The following is an 18,602-nucleotide window of genomic DNA, read 5'->3' as shown; positions in this document are numbered from 1 at the left end:
ACATTATTGTTAGGGCGTGTCCCTATTTGGATAATGAGGCTAAAAATAGACTAAATCGCCAGCAAAACAAGGCAAATTGTGCAGATAATATTGGAATATTGTCAAACAATTTAACGCAGTTTTGCCAGATTTAGGCATTTTTAGGCCATTAAAAATACTTTGTTCCGAATTAGGGACACGCCCTAGTTGTTTAGAGCTGTGTTAATGATTTTCTTGCTTTAATTTTGTTCGTTTAATAGTTGATTGATATAAAACTGCCAACGCTCAACGATGGCTTGGCGCTCAGACAATGCCATCTTAGGCTCAAAGATACGGTCTAACTGCCAACTTTCACCAATGCTAGAGTCATCATATAGCCCCACCGCTTGCCCTGCCAATAATGCCACCCCTTTTGCGGTACTCTCAGTGGTCGTCGGTCGCAGCACAGGGACATTGAGTATATCGGCTTGAAATTGCATTAAAATATTATTATTGGCAGCGCCCCCATCCACGCGCAGTTCGTGCAATGGCACAGGGCTATCTTTTTGCATGGCGATTAACACATCATAGGCTTGCAGCGCAATCGCTTCTAAGGCGGCTCTAGCGATATGCGCTTTGGTAGTACCGCGTGTCAGCCCGATAAGTCTTGCGGTAGCATCTGCTCGCCAGTAAGGTGCGCCAAGCCCCGTAAAAGCAGGAATTAGGGTCACTCCTTGGCTATCTGGTACTTGCGCCGCTAAGGTTTCAACGTCCTCACTGCGCGCTATCATACCTAAGTTATCGCGTAGCCACTGCACGATGGCACCTGCCATAAACACGCTGCCTTCAAGCGCATATTGTGTTTGCGTGACGCTTGTTTTTTTATGTCGTTGTAAATTTTGTAAAGGTTTTAACAAGTTGGGCAATTTACCTGAGGGTTCATGCCGGTTAGGTTGACGAGTGTGATTTGCCTCTGTGGTTTGCCAAGCGACGGTGGTAAGTAATTGCTGATGACTGGCACAGGGCTTATCGCCGGTATTCATTAATAAAAAACAGCCGGTGCCATAGGTGGATTTTGCCATGCCAGCACGGTTACATCCTTGCCCATACAATGCCGCTTGCTGATCGCCTAGCACTGCCGTGACTGGGATTTGTTTGCCAAACATCCCTTGTTTGGTGACCCCAAAATCGCCATCCGATGGCTTGATGGTAGGTAACATGGTTTTGGGAATATCAAATAAATCCAATAACTCCTCAGACCAGTCACCTGTTTGCAAAGACATCAGCATGGTGCGTGAGGCGTTGGTGATATCAATGCTATGCTCGCCTGTCATGTTAAACAGTAGCCAACTATCCACGGTACCAAAAGCCAACTCACCTGATAGCGCTTGTTGGCGAAGCTTAGGGTTTTGGTTTAACAGCCATACGATTTTGCTGGCACTAAAATACGGATCTATACGTAGTCCGGTAATTTGTTGGATTTTGGCATCAAAGCCTTTATCACGCCAGTCTCTGCACCACTGATGGGTACGTCTATCTTGCCAGACAATGGCGGGTGCGACAGGCTTACCGGTCTTTTTATGCCAAATTATGGTGGTCTCACGTTGGTTGGTGATACCGATGGCTGAAATATCTGTCGCCAACAATCCTGCTTTGGCAATCACTTCTTGGGCGGTACTAATTTGGGTTTGCCAGATGTCATTGGCATTTTGCTCGATAAACCCGGATTTTGGGGTGATGATATTAAGCGGCTTTTGGGCGATGGCGATGGGTGTTAATTGGTTATCAAAGATGATACTGCGGCTTGATGTAGTGCCCTGATCCAGCGCTAAAATAAATCCGTTTTCTGTTTTAGCCATGTTGTTGTCTCAAACGATTGTGTTAAGCGTCAATATATTATCTTAGCAAATACTTACCCATCAACTTTTATATTACTGCGGCTGAAACCTTAAGGCAACGATTCGCGAAAAAATAGCCATTGATTTTATCAACAAAAAACCACATCATACTGATACTTTATTACCACTTACCAAAACCTATCTGTTAACTATAAGTGACCCTAAAGCTTAGACTTCAGACCCTAAGCACTGTCACTATAACTGTCACTGTTTATCTTTCCCACTACCGCTTTTTAATGTGTTGATGAAACTTGTTTTATGAAAAATACCCTTGCAAAATCTGTTCGTACTACCGCTGTGACTTCAAAATCCTCTTCTATCATTACCGATACCATCAAATCTGACAATTTACAGCCTGTTGCAATCTCGCACTTGCGCCGTTATACCGACCCAGCGACCTTACCAAAAGATAGCAACCATACCAAAACCCTTAAGATTGGCTTTGGGCAAGAGCGCGCCTGTAAAGCGATTGCCACTGCGCTTGATATCAATGCCAATGGTTATCATATCTTTGCTGCAGGTGAAAACGGACTGGGCAAACGCACCTTAATCACTCGCCTGCTACAAGCACACGCCAAACAAAAACCCACGCCCAATGACTGGGTGTATGTGCATAATTTTGTTGATGCGCGCACCCCGATTGCGCTTGACCTGCCTGCTGGCATGGGCAAGCAATTAGCGGAAGATGTCAAAACCTTTTGGCTAACCACCAAGCGTCAGCTCAATCAGCGTTTTCGCAGTGAGCACTATCAAAGTAAAGTAGAAGCGATAAAGAATGAAATTAGCCTTCGTGAAGAACAGATCTATCATGCGCTGCATGAAGAAGGCAAACAGTATTCACTTGCATTGGCGCTACGACCTTCGGACAACAAACCGATTTTTATCAAATCTGATTTTAGTGACAACCGAGCCGATGGCAATGACAATGACAATGATATCGAGCCAAGCGATGGTTATTTATCAATCAAACCTGCTAATAAATTGGGTCGCCAAAAATCCAGTGGCAAAGCGCCAGTTTTACCACTTAAAGCCAATCAAACCTCTAGCGCCTCTAATAATACCTCGAGCGCAACCAATCAAGCCAGCTTTGGCTTAACCCCAAAGTCGCCGTATGTTGCCAACTATCAAGATAAGAACCACATGCAAAAACGCTTAAGCCAACTGACCGTTGAGCTTGAGCAAATTGAAGATGAAGCCAATCACACCTTACAAGCGCTACACCATTCATTGACTCGGCGTACCTTAAAACCTCTGATGGAGCCGTTATTTGACAAGTATCAAGACTTACCAAAGGTTCGTAAGTATTTGCAAGACGTGCATGACGATATCGTCAATCATGTAGAACGAATCATCAATGAAGATGATGAAGAGTTTTTGCCCAGCCATTTTTCGCCATTGCCAGCGCGCTATTTTGTCAATGTGATTGCAAGCCATGCGCCCGATCAAGGCGCACCGATTGTGTTTGAAGACTTACCCACCCATTTAAATTTACTCGGTCATGTCGAGCAAATTACCCATTTGGGTACCGTGTCAACGGATGTCAGTCTGATTCGCGCCGGTTCACTGCATCGTGCCAATGGCGGTTATTTGGTGCTTGAAGCAACTAATTTGCTTGAATATCCGTATGCGTGGCAAGGTCTCAAACGCGCGCTGCAAAGCCGCCAAATCAAAATGTCGAGCCTTGAGCAAATGCTGACACTGACCGGCAGTATCAGCCTTGAGCCACAACCGATTAAGCTTGATGTCAAAGTCATTTTACTCGGTGAGCCAGACTTGTATTATGACCTGTTAGATTTTGAGCCTGAATTTAATGCCGTATTCAAAATCCGTGCAGATTTTCATGATCGCGTGGTACGCAGCCACGCCAATGAACAAGCGATGACCGCCAAAATTGCTGATATGATAAGCAAATATCAATTGCTAACGTTTGATAACACCGCGTTGGCGTGTTTATTGGATTATCTTAGTGAGCAAGCGGAAGACCAGCATGAGCTAAGCCTACATGGGGACAGATTGGCGCAGCTATTACTCGAAGCCAATCGTCATGCTATCATCAATCAAACAGAGCTTACGCCTGAAAACACAGTGACCGCTAGCCATGTCCGCCAAGCCATTGATGATATTCGCCACCGCTCGGGTTATTTACGGCAATTGTTCTGGCAAGAGCTAGAAAAAGGGCAACAGCTGATTAGCACCCAAGGCAAAGCGATTGGTCAAATCAATGCGCTGACAGTCATCAGCTACGCAGATAGTGAGTTTGGCATGCCTGCGCGATTGACCGCGTCAGTGCATCACAGTGCCGCGCACGCCGATATTGTTGATATCGAGCGCGATGTGGATTTAGGCGGCTCTATCCATGCCAAAGGTGTGCTGATTATGAGCAGTTACCTAAAAGCACTGTTTGCAGAAGACCACACGCTCAACTTTACTGCATCGCTGGCTTTTGAACAAAGTTATGGCGGTATCGATGGCGATAGCGCGACAGTAGCCGAAACCTGCGCGCTGCTGTCTGCCCTATCGCAAACCCCAATTAATCAAAGCTTGGCGGTTACAGGATCGATGAACCAATTTGGTCAAGTCCAAGCGGTCGGCGGCGTCAATGCCAAAATCGCCGGGTTTTATGATGCGTGTGTCGAGCAAGGCTTGACGGGTAAACAAGGGGTAATTGTGCCCAAAGCCAATTTGGCGCAATTGATGCTGCGTCAAGATATCATCGATAGCGTGACGGCAGGTAAATTTACCATCTATGCTGTAGAGCATGTTAATGAAGCCATGTATCTATTGACGGGTCTGGCGCCGGATGAGATGACCAAAAAAGGCAAATATCGTAAAAATACCGTTTATGGTCGTATTTATGAACGCTTAGAAACTTGGGAAGAAAAAGACGCAGATGATAAAGAATAACGCCTCATTAGGTTATTGTTTATCGCTGATAACTTGCTTGCTCTATATCGAGCAATGTTTGCTTAATCTCAACCCCACCGGTGTAACCGCCCAATTTGCCATCGCTGGCAATCACGCGATGGCAAGGAATGATGAGACTTAGTGGGTTGCGACCATTGGCCTGCGCGACTGCGCGAAATCCTTTGGGGCTGTCAACTTGTTTGGCAAGCTGGGCATAGCTGATTGTTTGACCGTAAGGGATTTGTCGTAATGCTTGCCATACTTTTTGCTGAAAGGGTGTGCCTGTGGCTATGGCTATGGGCATATCAAATACTTGTCGCTGACCTACCTGATACTCTTTTAGCTGGGTGATGGTCTCTACTAGCACTTTTGCATCGGCATCAATCGAGTGACTTAACGCTACCGAATTCATGACGGCTACTTTTACCTTGAGCTTAGCTAATAGGTCATGAGTCTTTTGCGTATGCCAATCGAGCGCAATCAAACAGCCTTGATGCGCCACAAGCGTAACCGTTGGCAAATTTTTCGCAAGTTGATAAGACGTCATTATCATGTTATTCATCTTTTTCAAATAGCGCTTTGACAAAATCATCGGCTTGAAATGGGCGCAAATCATCAATTTTTTCACCCACGCCAATAAAACGAATCGGCACATTGGTATTTTCAGCGATATTAAATACCACGCCGCCTTTTGCCGTACCATCCAATTTGGTCACGGTCACGCCTGTCAATGGCACGGCTTCATTGAAGATTTCTACTTGATTTAGGGCATTTTGTCCTGTACCCGCGTCGAGCACAATCATGGATTCATGCGGCGCTGTCGGATCGGCTTTTTGCATGACCCGAATCACCTTTTTCAGCTCTTCCATCAAATTGGTTTTATTTTGTAGGCGCCCTGCGGTATCGGCAATCAGCACGTCAATGCCACGGGCTTTGGCAGATTGAATGGCGTCAAAAATCACCGAGGCACTGTCTGAGCCATGACCTTGGGCGACAACAGGGATATTATTGCGCTCCCCCCAAACTTGCAATTGCTCGGTGGCTGCCGCACGGAACGTATCGCCCGCTGCCAACATCACTGATTTGCCTTCGCCTTGCAGACGTTTGGCAAGTTTACCGATGGTGGTGGTTTTACCCACGCCATTGACCCCCACGACCAAGATGACAAACGGTTTTGTACTAGCATCCACCACCAGTGGTGCAACTTTGGGTGTCAAGATATCGGTTAGTTCTTTTTGTAGCGCTTTATACAGTGAATGCGAATAAATCAAATCGCCGCGTGCAGTGGCTTCGGTCAAGTTTTTGATAATGCGATTGGTGGCATTTACCCCAATGTCGGCGACCAACAGTTGGTCTTCGACTTCTTCAAGTAGCTCATCATCAATTTCTTTACCCCCAATCAAAATATTGGTTAAGCCTTCGGTCAAATTTTTACGACTTTTTGACAAGCCTTGCTTCATGCGGCTAAACCAACCGCCTTTTTGTTCAGGCTCTGCGCTTGGCTCAGCAACACTGGCAGATGGCTGCTGTGTGGGTGCAGGCTGTCCTTGATGTTGGCTTTGCGGCATTGGTGACACAGATTGGGGTGTCGCAGGTGTTTGCAGCGTTGACGTTTGGGCGGCTTCAGCGATACGCGGCGTTTCAATAATTGGCACATCTTGCACAGGCAGATTGGGAATCGTAGCATCATCAAAATTAGTCGGTTGGTTATTAAAATTAATTACCACCTTATTAGAAGCATTTTTATTAAATTGGTTGCTACTCATATCATCGCCTATGGTTAAATTTGTCATTAAAATATCGAGATGTATAAAATTATAACAGTGTTTGTTCGCAGTTTGAAATAAACATGCTGTCAACCCCTTAAACCCATAGGATGTGTGGTATGGGAAAAAACTGTCCGTTTACAGCTTGCTGCGCTAAAAACTTGCAGCTCGTATTTAGTCACATTTAATCATACCGTGGGCTTTCAAATAGCAATCAATGCCAACATCCGTTATCATGGTTTATCTTTTATAATGCCTGCAAACCCCATTGCACCACAATCAGAAAAACCAGATTAAAGATTAAAAGTTAAAGAGAAACTATGTTAAACCGAAACCCTGTGTCAAAGCCTACATTTTTTAACCTTACCATCCTCGCTGCCACCCTGACCTATGCGCTCAGTGTATCAGCTTGCAGCACTGCGCAGACCATCGCAGCCAAAACCATGCCGAGCAAAACTACCTCGACTGTAGCCAATACGCCTATTAACGCCCACCCAACTGCTAACGCGGTAACCGATACAAACCAGCAAACATCAAGCACCACAGCTTTTGACAGCGATAGGGCAGCAACGCGCCATGAATATACGCTGGCTAATGGCTTAAAGGTGATAATCAAAGAAGATCACCGCTCCCCTGTGGTAATCAGCCAAATATGGTATCGCGTGGGTGCCGCGGATGAACCCACTCATTTAGGCGGCATATCGCATTTGCTTGAGCATATGATGTTTAAGGGAACAAAAAACGTGTCCTCAGCGGATTTTGAACGCCTTATTGCCAAATTTGGCGGTAGCAATAATGCCTTTACCAGCTATGACTACACCGCCTATTATGAAATTTTCCCTGCCAATCGCTTAGCGCTCGCCCTAGAGCTTGAAGCCGATCGAATGAGCCATTTACAGCTAAAAGACAGTGACTTTACCGCCGAGCGCCAAGTGGTGATGGAAGAGCGCCGCCAGCGCACCGATGACAACCCAAACGCCCGCGCCTACGAGCAGTTTAGCAAAATGGCTTATCCCAATAGCCCCAAAGGGGAATCGGTGATTGGTCCCATGGCAGAAATCGAATCCATTGGATTAAAAGACCTAACGGAGTGGTATAAAACATGGTATGTACCCAACAATGCCACCTTAGTAATCGTGGGCGATGTCAATCCGACAGATGCCATCAATGAAGTCAAAAAATACTTTGCCGATAAAAAACCGCAAACCCTGCCAACGCGCCCCAGTGTGATACAGCCAGGCTTTCGTGGTTATCAAGAAAAAACCATGCAACTACCCGTGCAAGTGCCAATGGTCATGATGGCGTTTAACGTGCCTACGCTTACCACAGCAAAAGACCCCAAAACCGCCTATAGTCTATCGCTACTAGCCGATGTGCTCGATGGCGGTCTATCTGCACGCCTAGAAAAACGCCTAGTACGAGAAAAACAGCTACTAGCCTCAGTCGGCAGTGGTTACAGTGCCTTTAGTCGGGGCGATGGGCTATTTTTAATCCAAGCCACCCCGCGAGATGGCGTTACGCTTGCCCAAGCCAAACAAGCAATCATTGCTGAAATTGACGCGCTCAAAACCCAACCGATTGCAAAAAGTGAACTGACCCGTGCCAAAACCAACACCATGACCAGCTTGATTTATAGCCAAGATAGTATCAGCGGACAAGCGCAGATGATTGGCAGTCTAAACAGCATTGGGCTTGATGACCGGATGGTGTTTAACCTACCCAAAACCTTAGATGGCATCACAGAAAGTGACTTACACGCTGCCGCTAGCAAATATTTGGTTAACGACAATTTAACCGTGCTCAATGTGGTGAAAGCAAATAAACCCACGCAATAACTATAAAACCAGTAACTTAATTTATCCTGACTTGACTTGCCCACATTGCTGTCAGACCATTCTTAGAATTTTGAGAAAAAAAATGAAACCAAGCTTAGCTAAAATCTTATTACTAATGACCACCATTGCCACGCAAGCGGGCTATGCCGAACCTGCCACCCATAGCGATGCTCACAGTAGTGCCAATGTTGACCCCACTGCACCCATTGCCGCTTTAGACAAATTAACCAGTCTAAAAACCACGGCACCGTTAAAAGTGACATTACCAAATATCATCCACTTTACAACGGATTCGGGTACCCCAGTCGCTTTGGTACAAACCCATCATTTACCGATTGTGGATGTCAGTGTGTATTTTAATGCAGGCTCAGCTCGTGATGAAGCCATTAAAAAAGGCGGTTTTGGGATTGCCAGCCTGACCGCGAGTATGCTGGATCAGGGCACACGCCATAAAAGCGAAGATGAGATTGCCGAAACCAGTGAGCAGCTTGGGATTGATTTATCTACCCGTGCTTATAAAGACATGTTTATTGTGAGTTTGCGCAGTCTATCTGATGAGGCGCGTTTATCCCCTGCGCTTGGTTTAATGAGCGATATGATGACCCAGCCTACGTTTCCAAACAAAAATTTTGAGCGTACCAAAGCCCAGTATCTAATCAGTCTGCAACAAGCCAAAGAAGACCCAAATAGCATCGCAACCAAAGCCTTTGCTAACGCGCTTTATGGCAATCATCCCTACGCCCACCCCACCCAAGGCACAGAAGACAGCATTGCCAAAATTAATGCGACCGATCTTAAAGCTTTTAGCCAGCAGTTTTTGGTAGCGAAGAACGCAAATATTGCCATTACAGGCGATATCAGTCTTGAGCGCGCGCGGGCGCTTGCCAATCAGCTAACCGCTCAAATGCCCGTTGGCACAGCTGCCCCAAAGCTTGCCGATGCCAAGCCTTTGAACGCCGCTAAAACGATTCATATCCCATTTGACAGCACCCAAACCACCGTCTTGATGGGGCAATTGGGTCAAAAACGCGTGGTGGATACTTTAGGCTTGCAGCATCAAACCAACTTTGCCATTGCCGATGAAATCGTCGGGGGTGGCAATTTTCAAGCCAGATTGATGGAAGATATCCGTAAAAAACGCGGGCTCACCTATGGCATTTATAGCAGCACCACGCCGATGCTTGCCCAAGGTGGTTATACCATTAGTTTTTCTACCCGTAACCAAAAGTCGCAAGAAGCAATTGAAGCGACCAAGCAAGTCATTAACAATACGCTAGAAAAAGGGGTAACGCCAAACGAATTGGCTTTAACCAAAGACAGTCTAATCAACAGTTTCCCCACCAGCTTTGCTAGCAATGCCGCCATGAATGCCACAGTTAGTATGATGGGGTTTTATCAGCTGCCAGATAGTTACTTGACCGATTACGTGACGCGCGTACAGCGCGCCGACCTTAACGCTGTCAATCAAAGCTATAAAGACCTCATTGACCCTAACAAGTTTTTGATTGTGACGGTTGGTAACGCCACGCCAGACACAACAAAAACCGCTAAATAGCCAATGTTAATAGCTCAACAGTTGCGACAGGGTTAAAAACGGCAGGGTGATGAGCTTGAGCTATGGCTTGCGCCCCATTTTCGAAAGCCTTGTGTATCGAGATGCACCGAACCTGTCGGATATAAGCCGAGTCCAAAACTATAAGCTTGCCCGTTGGACTGCCAAAACTGGCAAAGCCCATCAAAGGTGCTTTCTATCGCCCATTTATTGGCTTCGTTTTCAGGTATCCAAATATCAATTGCGCCATTGGTCATGTGCTTACTCTCCCCCGCGCCGCCCGCACAATCATTTAATGCAGGGTTTCGATACACGGAGCGTATCACTGTCGAATACGGCAAATAACCTTGTTTTTGCAGTTGCTGCAGCATTTGCAGGGTGGGCACGATATTTTGCCACAGCGATGCAGGCGGTACTTCATACGGCTCAAAACCACAGCGCCGTGCATCTCTGGCACTCGTGATTAACTGATCCATCGGCGGAATGGTGCCCAATTGGCTTTGCAAGTAATTTTGATAAGCCAACACTTCTGATTGCTTATAACTGTGGCTAGCCAGCCAATCTTTAAAATCTGCATCATTGGTATAAACGACGTTACTATTGTATCGTGGGCTATTTTTGAGTGCGCCATAATCTGTTGTAGGTCGGGTTGGGTTTTGACGGTTGAGAATAAGACCGCGCATATTGTCAGTCTGTGTCACGGTGGGATTTTTAGGGTTTGGCTGGGTTTTATGAACGATGGTCGTAGTAGGTTTTCGGTTATCGACGGGTGTGACAGGATGATTACACGCGATAAGCAATGTCATTATCATCCCTGAGCCAACAATGCCTGTTAAAATCTTGGTTTTGGTATTCTGAGTCTTGGTAATGTTGATATTCTTGGTATTGGCACTCTCGGGCTTGCCATACTTTACTGTTTGCGCGTTGTCTTCGATAATGCTTGGTTTATTTTTGGTCTTGTTTTGATGTGTCATGGACTGCCTATTCACGTTTCGTCAAAATGGAAAAACACCACGGACTTATGAGCAACTGTCAAAAAAGTAGGCTTGATATGTTTAGGTAATCATGCCTACTTGATAATTGTTTTTACTTAACTTAATTTTCACTTAACTTGATTTTCACTTGATAGTTATGTTCACTACATAATTAAGGTGAATTAATAGCTCACTTAATATAGTGACTTATTTCTATGAAACAAGTGTTATAAACTATTACATTATTAAGACTACCAAAATCACATTAAGCCATATAAACTATTGAGCCTATTTTTGTGTCTTTTTACAGACTTATTGTCACCGGGTTAATTTGATGTTTGGTGTGTATGGTAGATAAGATTGGACAGTACCGTTTTTCTAGGCAAGCTCATCACTTTGGTAATGACAGTCTACCCTCCTTTTGGCAGCGCGTGCATTTAGACCCTTGGTTATTGATGCTATTGTTTGTCACCGCTTTATTCGGTTTAGCCATTTTATACAGTGCCTCTGCTCAAGACATGGGGTTGGTCATCCGTCAAACCATTAGTTTTACCATCGCGTTTGTGGTGATGATTGTGATGGCGCAAATCCCGCCCAGTCTTTACCGTGATTTTACCCCGTTTTTTTATGTGGGTGGCGTGGGATTACTGATACTGGTCAAAATTATTGGTGAAGTGCGACTGGGTGCGCAGCGCTGGATTGATATTCCTGGGTTTGGTAGTGTGCAGCCGTCAGAATTTATGAAGCTTGGCATGCCGATGCTCACTGCTTGGTTTTTATCCAAACGCGACTTGCCGCCAAGTTTATCGACAGTGCTTATCACGCTGGTGGCGATTGGTATTCCAGTGCTGCTAATCGCTGAACAGCCCGACTTGGGTACCTCTTTATTGGTGGCGTCTAGTGGCTTATTTGTGCTGTTCTTATCGGGTTTGCCTTGGTGGATGATTGGCTCTGCGGTGGCGCTGTTTATTCCCTTTGTTTTTGTGGCTTGGGAATACCTGCTACACGACTACCAGCGCAAACGCGTCTTAACTTTGCTAGACCCTGAAAGCGATGCCTTGGGGGCTGGATGGAATATCATGCAGTCAAAAACCGCGATTGGCTCAGGGGGACTCACAGGTAAAGGCTATTTGCAAGGCACACAATCTCATCTACACTTTTTACCAGAAGGTCACACCGATTTTATTATTGCGGCTTTTTCTGAAGAGTTTGGCTTAATCGGTGTCAGTTTACTGATGTTCCTATATTTTTGTATTCTATGCCGCGCCTTATTTATTGCTTACTCCAATACTGCTGTCTATAGCAAATTACTCTCTGGCGCGATTGCCATGTCATTTTTTGTCTATGTGTTTGTAAATGCCGGCATGGTGGCAGGCATTTTGCCAGTTGTCGGCGTTCCTTTGCCATTTATCAGCTACGGCGGTACTGCTTTAATTACTTTGATGGCAGGATTTGGTTTAGTGATGTCAATTGCCTCGCATAATGTTAAATAACTATCAGCCTCTTTGCAAAACTATTTTGTTTGTAAATAGCCTATTTATAAACAATTCTTTATGTAACTATTTATGTAACTTGGTATTTTTAAATGTAAAAAACGTAAAAGAGTTAGCATAAAAGATATCCTTTTTATGAGTAGTTTTAAACAATTATGATGGTAAAACTTAATAATTTTTACCGTTTATCTATTTTTTTATACCGTTTATCTAAATAAATCGTGATTTTAATCGCGTAATTGCTTATTGTGGGTCATCAAGATTGAACAATTACATACCGAAACAAAGTAAAATTTGTAAACTAATTGTTAAATCTAATAAATTTTCTTGGTGCCCTATAAGCGATTTGTAAGCATGACATATCAAGGCTTATGTGCTCCCAAATATAAGGCGCTCATCGTAAAGAGCGATTGTTCAGAGGTCATTATGTCAAAGCGTCAATCGAATTTAGCTAATGTAGCGACGTTACTTTGCTTTTGTGGCGTAACGGCGCTTAGCTCAACTACCCAAGCAGCCACGAGCAATTTAGATCACGTACTTAATGAGTTAACCCGCCAGCACAACAATGCATCAGACTTAGTCAAATCAGCCCGCCAACCTCGTAACCTTGCCTTAGACAGCCAACTTATCAGCCAAGACACTTCACAAGCTAGCAAAGATTCAGACGTGTTAGAGCGTCTTTCTGCCGTTGCATCCAATACGGTCAATCGCTTTAGCCAAACGGGTGTCGCCTCTTGGTATGGTCGTCAATTTCAAGGTCGTAAAACTGCTAGCGGCGATACTTTTGATTCCAATTCATTGACTGCAGCGCATCGCTCATTGCCAATGAACTGTTATATCAAAGTAACCAACAAATCAAACGGCAAAAGCGTTGTGGTAAAAGTCAATGACCGCGGTCCGTTTTCAAGCCATCGCGTATTAGATTTATCGTATGCCGCCGCCAAACAAATTGGCTTAGCCAGCACCGGTACAGGCAACGTCGTTATTGAGCGTGTGGCCGGTCCAAACTAATGTTAGTTGACTAGCAGATTTAGGTAAACTAGCAGCCTATCAGCACAAAAAAAGCATGAAATTGTTTCATGCTTTTTTAATTGCCTTAACAATACTACCGCGCCAAATACTTGGTCATATCTTCAATACCATGCAAGGTCATCGGGTACATATGACCTTGCATGATATCTTTGATTAAGCCGATGGTTTGCGTATATTGCCAGAAGCTTGGTGTCTCAGGGTTGAGCCATGCGACTTTATCAAAGTGGTTAGTGATACGTTTTAGCCACGCCTGCCCCGTATCTTGGCTCATATACTCAACGCTGCCGCCAACAGATAATAACTCATAAGGCGACATTGCGGCATCACCGACAAAAATCACCCGATAATCACTGCCGTATTTGTGTAGCACATCCAATGTGGGCACGGCACTTGCATTACGGCGGGCATTTTCTGTCCAAACATATTCATACACGCAGTTATGAAAATAAAAAAATTCAAGCGTCTTAAACTCGTTTTTGGCAGCGGCAAATAAGCGCTCACAGGCTTCGATATAGCTATCCATACTGCCACCGATATCAAACAGCATGAGCACTTTGACACGATTGCGGCGTTCGGGACGCAGCTGCACATCGAGCATCCCTTTTTGCGCGGTTTTCTTGATGGTTGAGCCAATATCAAGCTCATCAGCCGCCCCATCACGGGCGAATTTACGCAGTTTTCGCAGTGCCATCTGCATGGAGCGGGTTTCTAGCTGGTTATCCGTATCCAAATCGCGGTATTTGCGCTGCTCCCACACCTTGACCGCTGAGCGTTTTCGGCTTTCACCGCCTACTCGTACACCTTCAGGATGGTCGCCATACGCCCCAAATGGCGATGAGCCGCCTGTACCAACCCATTTGTTACCGCCTTGGTGTCGCTCTTTTTGTTCTTTTAGGCGTTCCTCTAGGGCTTGCATGAGTGCTTCAAGCGAACCATATTTTTTGAGTAGGCGTCGCTGGGCTTCGGTAAGATTGTTGGGGTCAAGTTTGAGTTCCAGCCATTCTTTGGGGATATTACCCAATTTTGCCATCAGCTCGTCAATATCGAGTGTATCAATACCGTCAAAATAATCCGCCATGGCACGGTCAAATTTATCAAAGTATTTTTCGTCTTTGACCATACATAGGCGAATCAGCTCGTAGAATTGTTCACGGTCGGCAAACACAATACCTGTTTCTAGCAAAGCATAAAGGTCTAGCAATTCACGGGTGGAAACTGGCACGCCATAGGTGCGTAAGGTATAAAAAAGATTGATAAACACACCAATCCCCTATCGACTACGACGCAGCATAAAGCCCATACGTTCAAGTAAACTCAAGTCATTTTCATTTTTGAGCAACGCCCCCGCCATGGGCGGTAAGCTATCGCTTGGATTTTTCAACCGCTCAATCGCATTTTGACTGCCCGCTTGCAAATCATCTGCCATCAGCAAACTAATCCAATCTACCAATTCAGAGGTGGATGGCGGTTTTTTTAAGCCTTTGACTTCACGCAGACCGTAGAACACCTTGAGCGCTTCATCCACCAAGTCTGCCTGTAGATTGGGAAAATGCACATCCACAATTTCGCGCATGGTTGCTTGGTCAGGAAAATCAATATAATGGAAAAAGCAACGACGCAAGAAGGCATCAGGCAGTTCTTTTTCATTGTTTGACGTTATAATAACGACGGGACGATGATCGGCGGTAATCGTTTCGCCAGTTTCATACACATAGAACGACATTTTATCAAGCTCATGCAGCAAGTCGTTGGGGAACTCAATATCCGCTTTATCAATCTCATCAATGAGCAGTACCACACGCTCAGGACTGGTAAATGCCTGCCATAACTTGCCTGCCTTGATGTAGTTGGCAATATCATACACGCGGTCATCGCCCAGTTGGCTATCCCGCAGGCGTGATACCGCATCGTACTCATACAAGCCTTGTTCGGCTTTGGTGGTAGATTTGATGTGCCAAGTTAAAAGTGGCATACCTAAACTTTTTGCCACTTCTTCGGCCAGTAGCGTTTTACCCGTGCCAGGTTCCCCTTTGATGAGTAACGGTTTTTGCAATCGAATCGCAGCATTAACGGCAAGCTTTAGGCTGTCAGTGGCGATATAACTATCGGTACTTTTAAAACTACTTTGGGTGACGCTATTTTGGATGGCAGCATTTGGCTGATGGTCAGACATAAAAAAACCTATGATAATCGTCAAAAATGAGTTTCAGACTATCATAAGTTTTAGCGAAAGTTAAGCTATAAGTAAAAGGTTAAGCTATAAACAGTTAAGCGGTAACAGCTTGTTGGCTTATCACCATCATAACTTAGCGGCTAGGCTGGCTGATACTGGCGTTATTTAGCGCATGTTTTTTGTTGGTTTTGTCGATGCCCATTCGAAGAATTTGCCAAATAAAACCCAAAATACAGCCCACTGTAATGACAACCATAATTGGTAGCAACCCATTAAAGATAATTGCTGGATCTTTGAGTAAAATCCCATACACCACGGAAATACTCGCTGGTGCGATGTCAGGCGGGGTGCCAAGGGAAGTGGTGGGCGTGAGCAAAATCGCAAATAGAATAATCCAACTCAAGCCTGCAAGCGTTTTTGGCAAAATCCGTACCACTAAAATCCAAAGCAGTAATACGACAATGGAAGATCCCACATAAGCATATAAGGGTAATTTGTCTGGCGGCACACCTTGAACCAGCTGCGCCCACCAAATGATGATTTCGCCTAGCACATTACCGATTTGGTCGAGTGATAAAAATGCAAACATAATTTTGCCTTGCCAAAAATAGATAGATTATTTTAGCATGATTCAACTCATTTGGTTAAAATTTTGCTACTGCCACTTGTTCTGCTGCGCTTCTGCCATATTCAATTTTGCTTGGCGTAACAGCACATCTTCAGGCGGCATTTGCACAAAATACCCCTGACTTTGCAGTTTTTCTAACACTTCTGCTTTATTGACTCGTGCAAGCTTTGTCGTATTCGCCAAATCCAAATGCATCACAAAGGTTTCGCGCCCAATCGCTTGACGAAAATCCTTGGGCAACACTGACAACCAGTCACGAATCTCGTCCGTGTCATTGGGATAATCTGGGCGAGCAATGTACACATACAGGTCATCTTTTTTGCTAAATTTATAAATATCGCAATGCATCATACAACCCTATTATTACTGTAAAATTTAAAGTGCCTCTATCATACCATAAAATGGTTTATCTGAAATTGCACCCCTTTTGCTATTAGCTTGGGCATGTTATATCTTAGCCCATAAAAAAAGAGCAACTAGGGCAATTGCTCTTTTGGTGATAAAAGCTACGGATAAATTTGCGCTTTATAAAGCTAATTAATGATGCTCAGTATCGGCAATCTGCGCTTGTGCCAAGGCAGACAAGGCGGCTTTTAACATCGCTGATACAGTGCTGGAGCAAGTGCCGATACCTGAATAAATCTCACCTTCAATATTCAACTGTAAGTAAGCAACGGCATTGGCATCACTGTTGTTTTGGGTGAGCGGGCTTTGACTTTCAACCGTTAACGCATGCTCTGCATAGTTGATAACGTGAATATTTTTGTTCAATTTGGCAGAGATGGCATTAATAAAGGCAGACAACGGACCATTACCATTACCAACGACGTCTATGATATCATCCCCCATACGCACAGAGCCTGTAAAGCTTACTGAGCCAGCGGTGTTTTTGATTTCATAATCTTGCAACACCAAAGTAGATTGGTTCAAATAAGTGTTTTCAAACACGCTAATAACATCATCTGATGTCAACTCTGTCTGGCGGCTTTCGGCTTCTTGCTGAATGACACGGCTAAAGTCAATTTGCGTCCAACGCGGCAAATGAAAACCAAAGTCACGTTGCAAGATATAAGCAACACCGCCTTTACCTGACTGGCTATTGATACGCACGACATCCTGATAGCCGCGTCCGATATCAGCAGGGTCAATCGGCAAGTACGCCACATCCCATAAGCCTTGGGTAGTTTCGGCATTTTGCTCGTTATAATCTAGCGATTTTTTAATGGCATCTTGGTGCGAGCCACTAAAAGCGGTAAATACCAATTCGCCCACATAAGGATGGCGTGGATGAATCGGTAACTGATTGCACTCACTCACCACTTGGGCGATTTCGCTCATGTTACTAAAATCAAGCTGTGGGTCTACCCCTTGGCTATACATATTCATCGCCATGACCATGATGTCCATGTTGCCTGTGCGCTCGCCATTGCCAAAAAGCGTGCCTTCGATACGGTCAGCCCCTGCCATCAAACCCAACTCACTGGCAGCCACAGCACAGCCACGGTCATTGTGGGTGTGAAGGCTCACAATCACATGCTCTCGCATGGGTAAGTTTTGGCAAAAATATTCAATCTGATCGGCATAGATATTGGGCGTTGAGCTTTCTACGGTTGATGGCAAGTTAAAGATTACTTTTTGACCTAAGTCCGGGCGCCAAACTTTACACACCTCATCACAGATTTTGACCGAAAAATCGACCTCGGTTTGCGAGAAACTTTCAGGAGAATATTCAAAAATCCATTCGGTTTCAGGGTATTCTTTCGCCAAATCACGCAATAATGTTGCACCTTCAACCGCAATCGCAATGATGTCATCATAATCTTTTTGATACACTTTTTCGCGCTGCACTTTTGAGGTTGAGTTATACACGTGGACGATGGCACGTTTGGCACCTTTTAGCGACTCAAAGGTACGGCGAATCAAATGTTCGCGTGCCTGCACCAATACTTGCAAGGTCACATCGTCGGGTACGTGTCCGCCTTCGATTAATTTGCGGGTAAAGTCATACTCGACCTGCGCCGCTGATGGAAAACCAATCTCAATTTCTTTAAAACCTACTTGCACCAACAAATCAAAGAAGCGCATTTTTTGTTCAATGCTCATCGGCTCAATCAAGGCTTGGTTACCATCTCGCAAATCCACCGACGTCCATATGGGCGCTTTGGTGATAGTTTTATCGGGCCAAGTACGCTGGGTCATCTTTGGTGCAAATGCAAAGGGTTGGTATTTTTTATGATTAAAAGCCGCGTTTTTGGGTTGTATTGACATGCTAATTCTCCACATTTAATTTTACTTAAAATTCTATGATGAAATTATATCCATTTTTTTGTAGTTGAAGTAACTAAATTTTGCTATAAAAAACACAGAATTTGATATTTATGGCTACTAT

14 protein-coding genes are annotated in these 18,602 nt (G+C 44.7%); 5 read left to right on the top strand and 9 right to left on the bottom strand.

Annotated elements, in window-relative coordinates; all coding sequences use genetic code 11:
- Nucleotides 1-218 precede the first annotated feature (218 nt).
- Nucleotides 219-1,817 carry a glycerol kinase GlpK gene (glpK, locus tag AXE82_RS00165; RefSeq protein ID WP_062330112.1) on the bottom strand — a complete coding sequence of 533 codons (1,599 nt, stop codon included), beginning with the start codon at nucleotides 1,815-1,817 and terminating at the stop codon, nucleotides 219-221.
- A gap of 297 nt (nucleotides 1,818-2,114) precedes the next feature.
- Here glpK and AXE82_RS00160 point away from each other — a divergent pair, with 297 nt between their 5' ends.
- A complete protein-coding gene (locus tag AXE82_RS00160; RefSeq protein ID WP_062330110.1) occupies nucleotides 2,115-4,760 on the top strand; it encodes an AAA family ATPase in 2,646 nt (881 codons plus the stop codon).
- A gap of 19 nt (nucleotides 4,761-4,779) precedes the next feature.
- On the opposite strand, the gene AXE82_RS00155 is transcribed toward AXE82_RS00160, so the two are convergent.
- Nucleotides 4,780-5,313 carry a methylated-DNA--[protein]-cysteine S-methyltransferase gene (locus tag AXE82_RS00155; RefSeq protein WP_062334623.1) on the bottom strand — a complete coding sequence of 178 codons (534 nt, stop codon included), beginning with the start codon at nucleotides 5,311-5,313 and terminating at the stop codon, nucleotides 4,780-4,782.
- 1 nt (nucleotide 5,314) lies between these two features.
- Nucleotides 5,315-6,526 carry a signal recognition particle-docking protein FtsY gene (gene ftsY, locus AXE82_RS00150; RefSeq protein WP_082741372.1) on the bottom strand — a complete coding sequence of 404 codons (1,212 nt, stop codon included), beginning with the start codon at nucleotides 6,524-6,526 and terminating at the stop codon, nucleotides 5,315-5,317.
- 320 nt (nucleotides 6,527-6,846) lie between these two features.
- Here ftsY and AXE82_RS00140 point away from each other — a divergent pair, with 320 nt between their 5' ends.
- Together AXE82_RS00140 and AXE82_RS00135 are read left to right on the top strand one after the other, a co-directional pair.
- A complete protein-coding gene (locus AXE82_RS00140) occupies nucleotides 6,847-8,361 on the top strand; it encodes a M16 family metallopeptidase (protein ID WP_065252216.1) in 1,515 nt (504 codons plus the stop codon).
- Nucleotides 8,362-8,443: 82 nt separating this feature from the next.
- Nucleotides 8,444-9,916 carry a M16 family metallopeptidase gene (locus AXE82_RS00135; protein ID WP_062330106.1) on the top strand — a complete coding sequence of 491 codons (1,473 nt, stop codon included), beginning with the start codon at nucleotides 8,444-8,446 and terminating at the stop codon, nucleotides 9,914-9,916.
- A gap of 32 nt (nucleotides 9,917-9,948) precedes the next feature.
- Here AXE82_RS00135 and AXE82_RS00130 read toward each other — a convergent pair whose 3' ends face one another.
- Nucleotides 9,949-10,887 carry a D-Ala-D-Ala carboxypeptidase family metallohydrolase gene (locus tag AXE82_RS00130; RefSeq protein ID WP_062330104.1) on the bottom strand — a complete coding sequence of 313 codons (939 nt, stop codon included), beginning with the start codon at nucleotides 10,885-10,887 and terminating at the stop codon, nucleotides 9,949-9,951.
- A 347-nt stretch (nucleotides 10,888-11,234) separates the two neighbouring features.
- Here AXE82_RS00130 and rodA point away from each other — a divergent pair, with 347 nt between their 5' ends.
- Nucleotides 11,235-12,380: a rod shape-determining protein RodA gene (gene rodA, locus AXE82_RS00125; protein WP_062330102.1), complete on the top strand. Its 1,146-nt coding sequence runs from the start codon at nucleotides 11,235-11,237 to the stop codon at nucleotides 12,378-12,380.
- A 426-nt stretch (nucleotides 12,381-12,806) separates the two neighbouring features.
- Nucleotides 12,807-13,391 carry a septal ring lytic transglycosylase RlpA family protein gene (locus AXE82_RS00120; protein WP_062330099.1) on the top strand — a complete coding sequence of 195 codons (585 nt, stop codon included), beginning with the start codon at nucleotides 12,807-12,809 and terminating at the stop codon, nucleotides 13,389-13,391.
- Nucleotides 13,392-13,485: 94 nt separating this feature from the next.
- Here AXE82_RS00120 and AXE82_RS00115 read toward each other — a convergent pair whose 3' ends face one another.
- The 5 genes from AXE82_RS00115 to leuA all read right to left on the bottom strand — a co-directional run bounded on the left by AXE82_RS00115 (nucleotide 13,486) and on the right by leuA (nucleotide 18,481).
- On the bottom strand, nucleotides 13,486-14,673 hold the full coding sequence (locus AXE82_RS00115) for a vWA domain-containing protein (RefSeq protein ID WP_062330098.1): 1,188 nt from the start codon (nucleotides 14,671-14,673) through the stop codon (nucleotides 13,486-13,488).
- A gap of 9 nt (nucleotides 14,674-14,682) precedes the next feature.
- Nucleotides 14,683-15,585 carry an AAA family ATPase gene (locus tag AXE82_RS00110; RefSeq protein WP_197931425.1) on the bottom strand — a complete coding sequence of 301 codons (903 nt, stop codon included), beginning with the start codon at nucleotides 15,583-15,585 and terminating at the stop codon, nucleotides 14,683-14,685.
- Between the two features lie 133 nt (nucleotides 15,586-15,718).
- The gene (locus tag AXE82_RS00105; protein WP_062330096.1) at nucleotides 15,719-16,174 is read right to left on the bottom strand and encodes a hypothetical protein; all 456 of its coding nucleotides are present in this window, start codon (nucleotides 16,172-16,174) and stop codon (nucleotides 15,719-15,721) included.
- A gap of 66 nt (nucleotides 16,175-16,240) precedes the next feature.
- A complete protein-coding gene (locus AXE82_RS00100) occupies nucleotides 16,241-16,561 on the bottom strand; it encodes a YcgL domain-containing protein (protein ID WP_007116911.1) in 321 nt (106 codons plus the stop codon).
- A gap of 189 nt (nucleotides 16,562-16,750) precedes the next feature.
- Entirely contained in the window at nucleotides 16,751-18,481 is a 1,731-nt protein-coding gene (leuA, locus tag AXE82_RS00095) for a 2-isopropylmalate synthase (protein ID WP_062330094.1), read from the bottom strand.
- Between the last annotated feature and the right edge of the window lie 121 nt (nucleotides 18,482-18,602).

The organism is Moraxella osloensis, assembly GCF_001553955.1.
Lineage (GTDB): Bacteria > Pseudomonadota > Gammaproteobacteria > Pseudomonadales > Moraxellaceae > Faucicola > Faucicola osloensis.
This window is presented reverse-complemented; position numbering and strand designations above follow the sequence as displayed.

Bases quoted from the DNA above. Each gene is read 5' to 3' on its own strand.
- AXE82_RS00130 (WP_062330104.1), bottom strand. From the start codon at position 10,887: ATGACACATCAAAACAAGACCAAAAATAAACCAAGCATTATCGAAGAC.
- AXE82_RS00140 (WP_065252216.1), top strand. From the start codon at position 6,847: ATGTTAAACCGAAACCCTGTGTCAAAGCCTACATTTTTTAACCTTACC.
- AXE82_RS00120 (WP_062330099.1), top strand. From the start codon at position 12,807: ATGTCAAAGCGTCAATCGAATTTAGCTAATGTAGCGACGTTACTTTGC.
- rodA (WP_062330102.1), top strand. From the start codon at position 11,235: ATGGTAGATAAGATTGGACAGTACCGTTTTTCTAGGCAAGCTCATCAC.
- glpK (WP_062330112.1), bottom strand. From the start codon at position 1,817: ATGGCTAAAACAGAAAACGGATTTATTTTAGCGCTGGATCAGGGCACT.
- AXE82_RS00135 (WP_062330106.1), top strand. From the start codon at position 8,444: ATGAAACCAAGCTTAGCTAAAATCTTATTACTAATGACCACCATTGCC.
- AXE82_RS00155 (WP_062334623.1), bottom strand. From the start codon at position 5,313: ATGATAATGACGTCTTATCAACTTGCGAAAAATTTGCCAACGGTTACG.
- leuA (WP_062330094.1), bottom strand. From the start codon at position 18,481: ATGTCAATACAACCCAAAAACGCGGCTTTTAATCATAAAAAATACCAA.
- AXE82_RS00160 (WP_062330110.1), top strand. From the start codon at position 2,115: ATGAAAAATACCCTTGCAAAATCTGTTCGTACTACCGCTGTGACTTCA.
- AXE82_RS00100 (WP_007116911.1), bottom strand. From the start codon at position 16,561: ATGCATTGCGATATTTATAAATTTAGCAAAAAAGATGACCTGTATGTG.
- AXE82_RS00110 (WP_197931425.1), bottom strand. From the start codon at position 15,585: ATGTCTGACCATCAGCCAAATGCTGCCATCCAAAATAGCGTCACCCAA.
- AXE82_RS00105 (WP_062330096.1), bottom strand. From the start codon at position 16,174: ATGTTTGCATTTTTATCACTCGACCAAATCGGTAATGTGCTAGGCGAA.
- ftsY (WP_082741372.1), bottom strand. From the start codon at position 6,526: ATGAGTAGCAACCAATTTAATAAAAATGCTTCTAATAAGGTGGTAATT.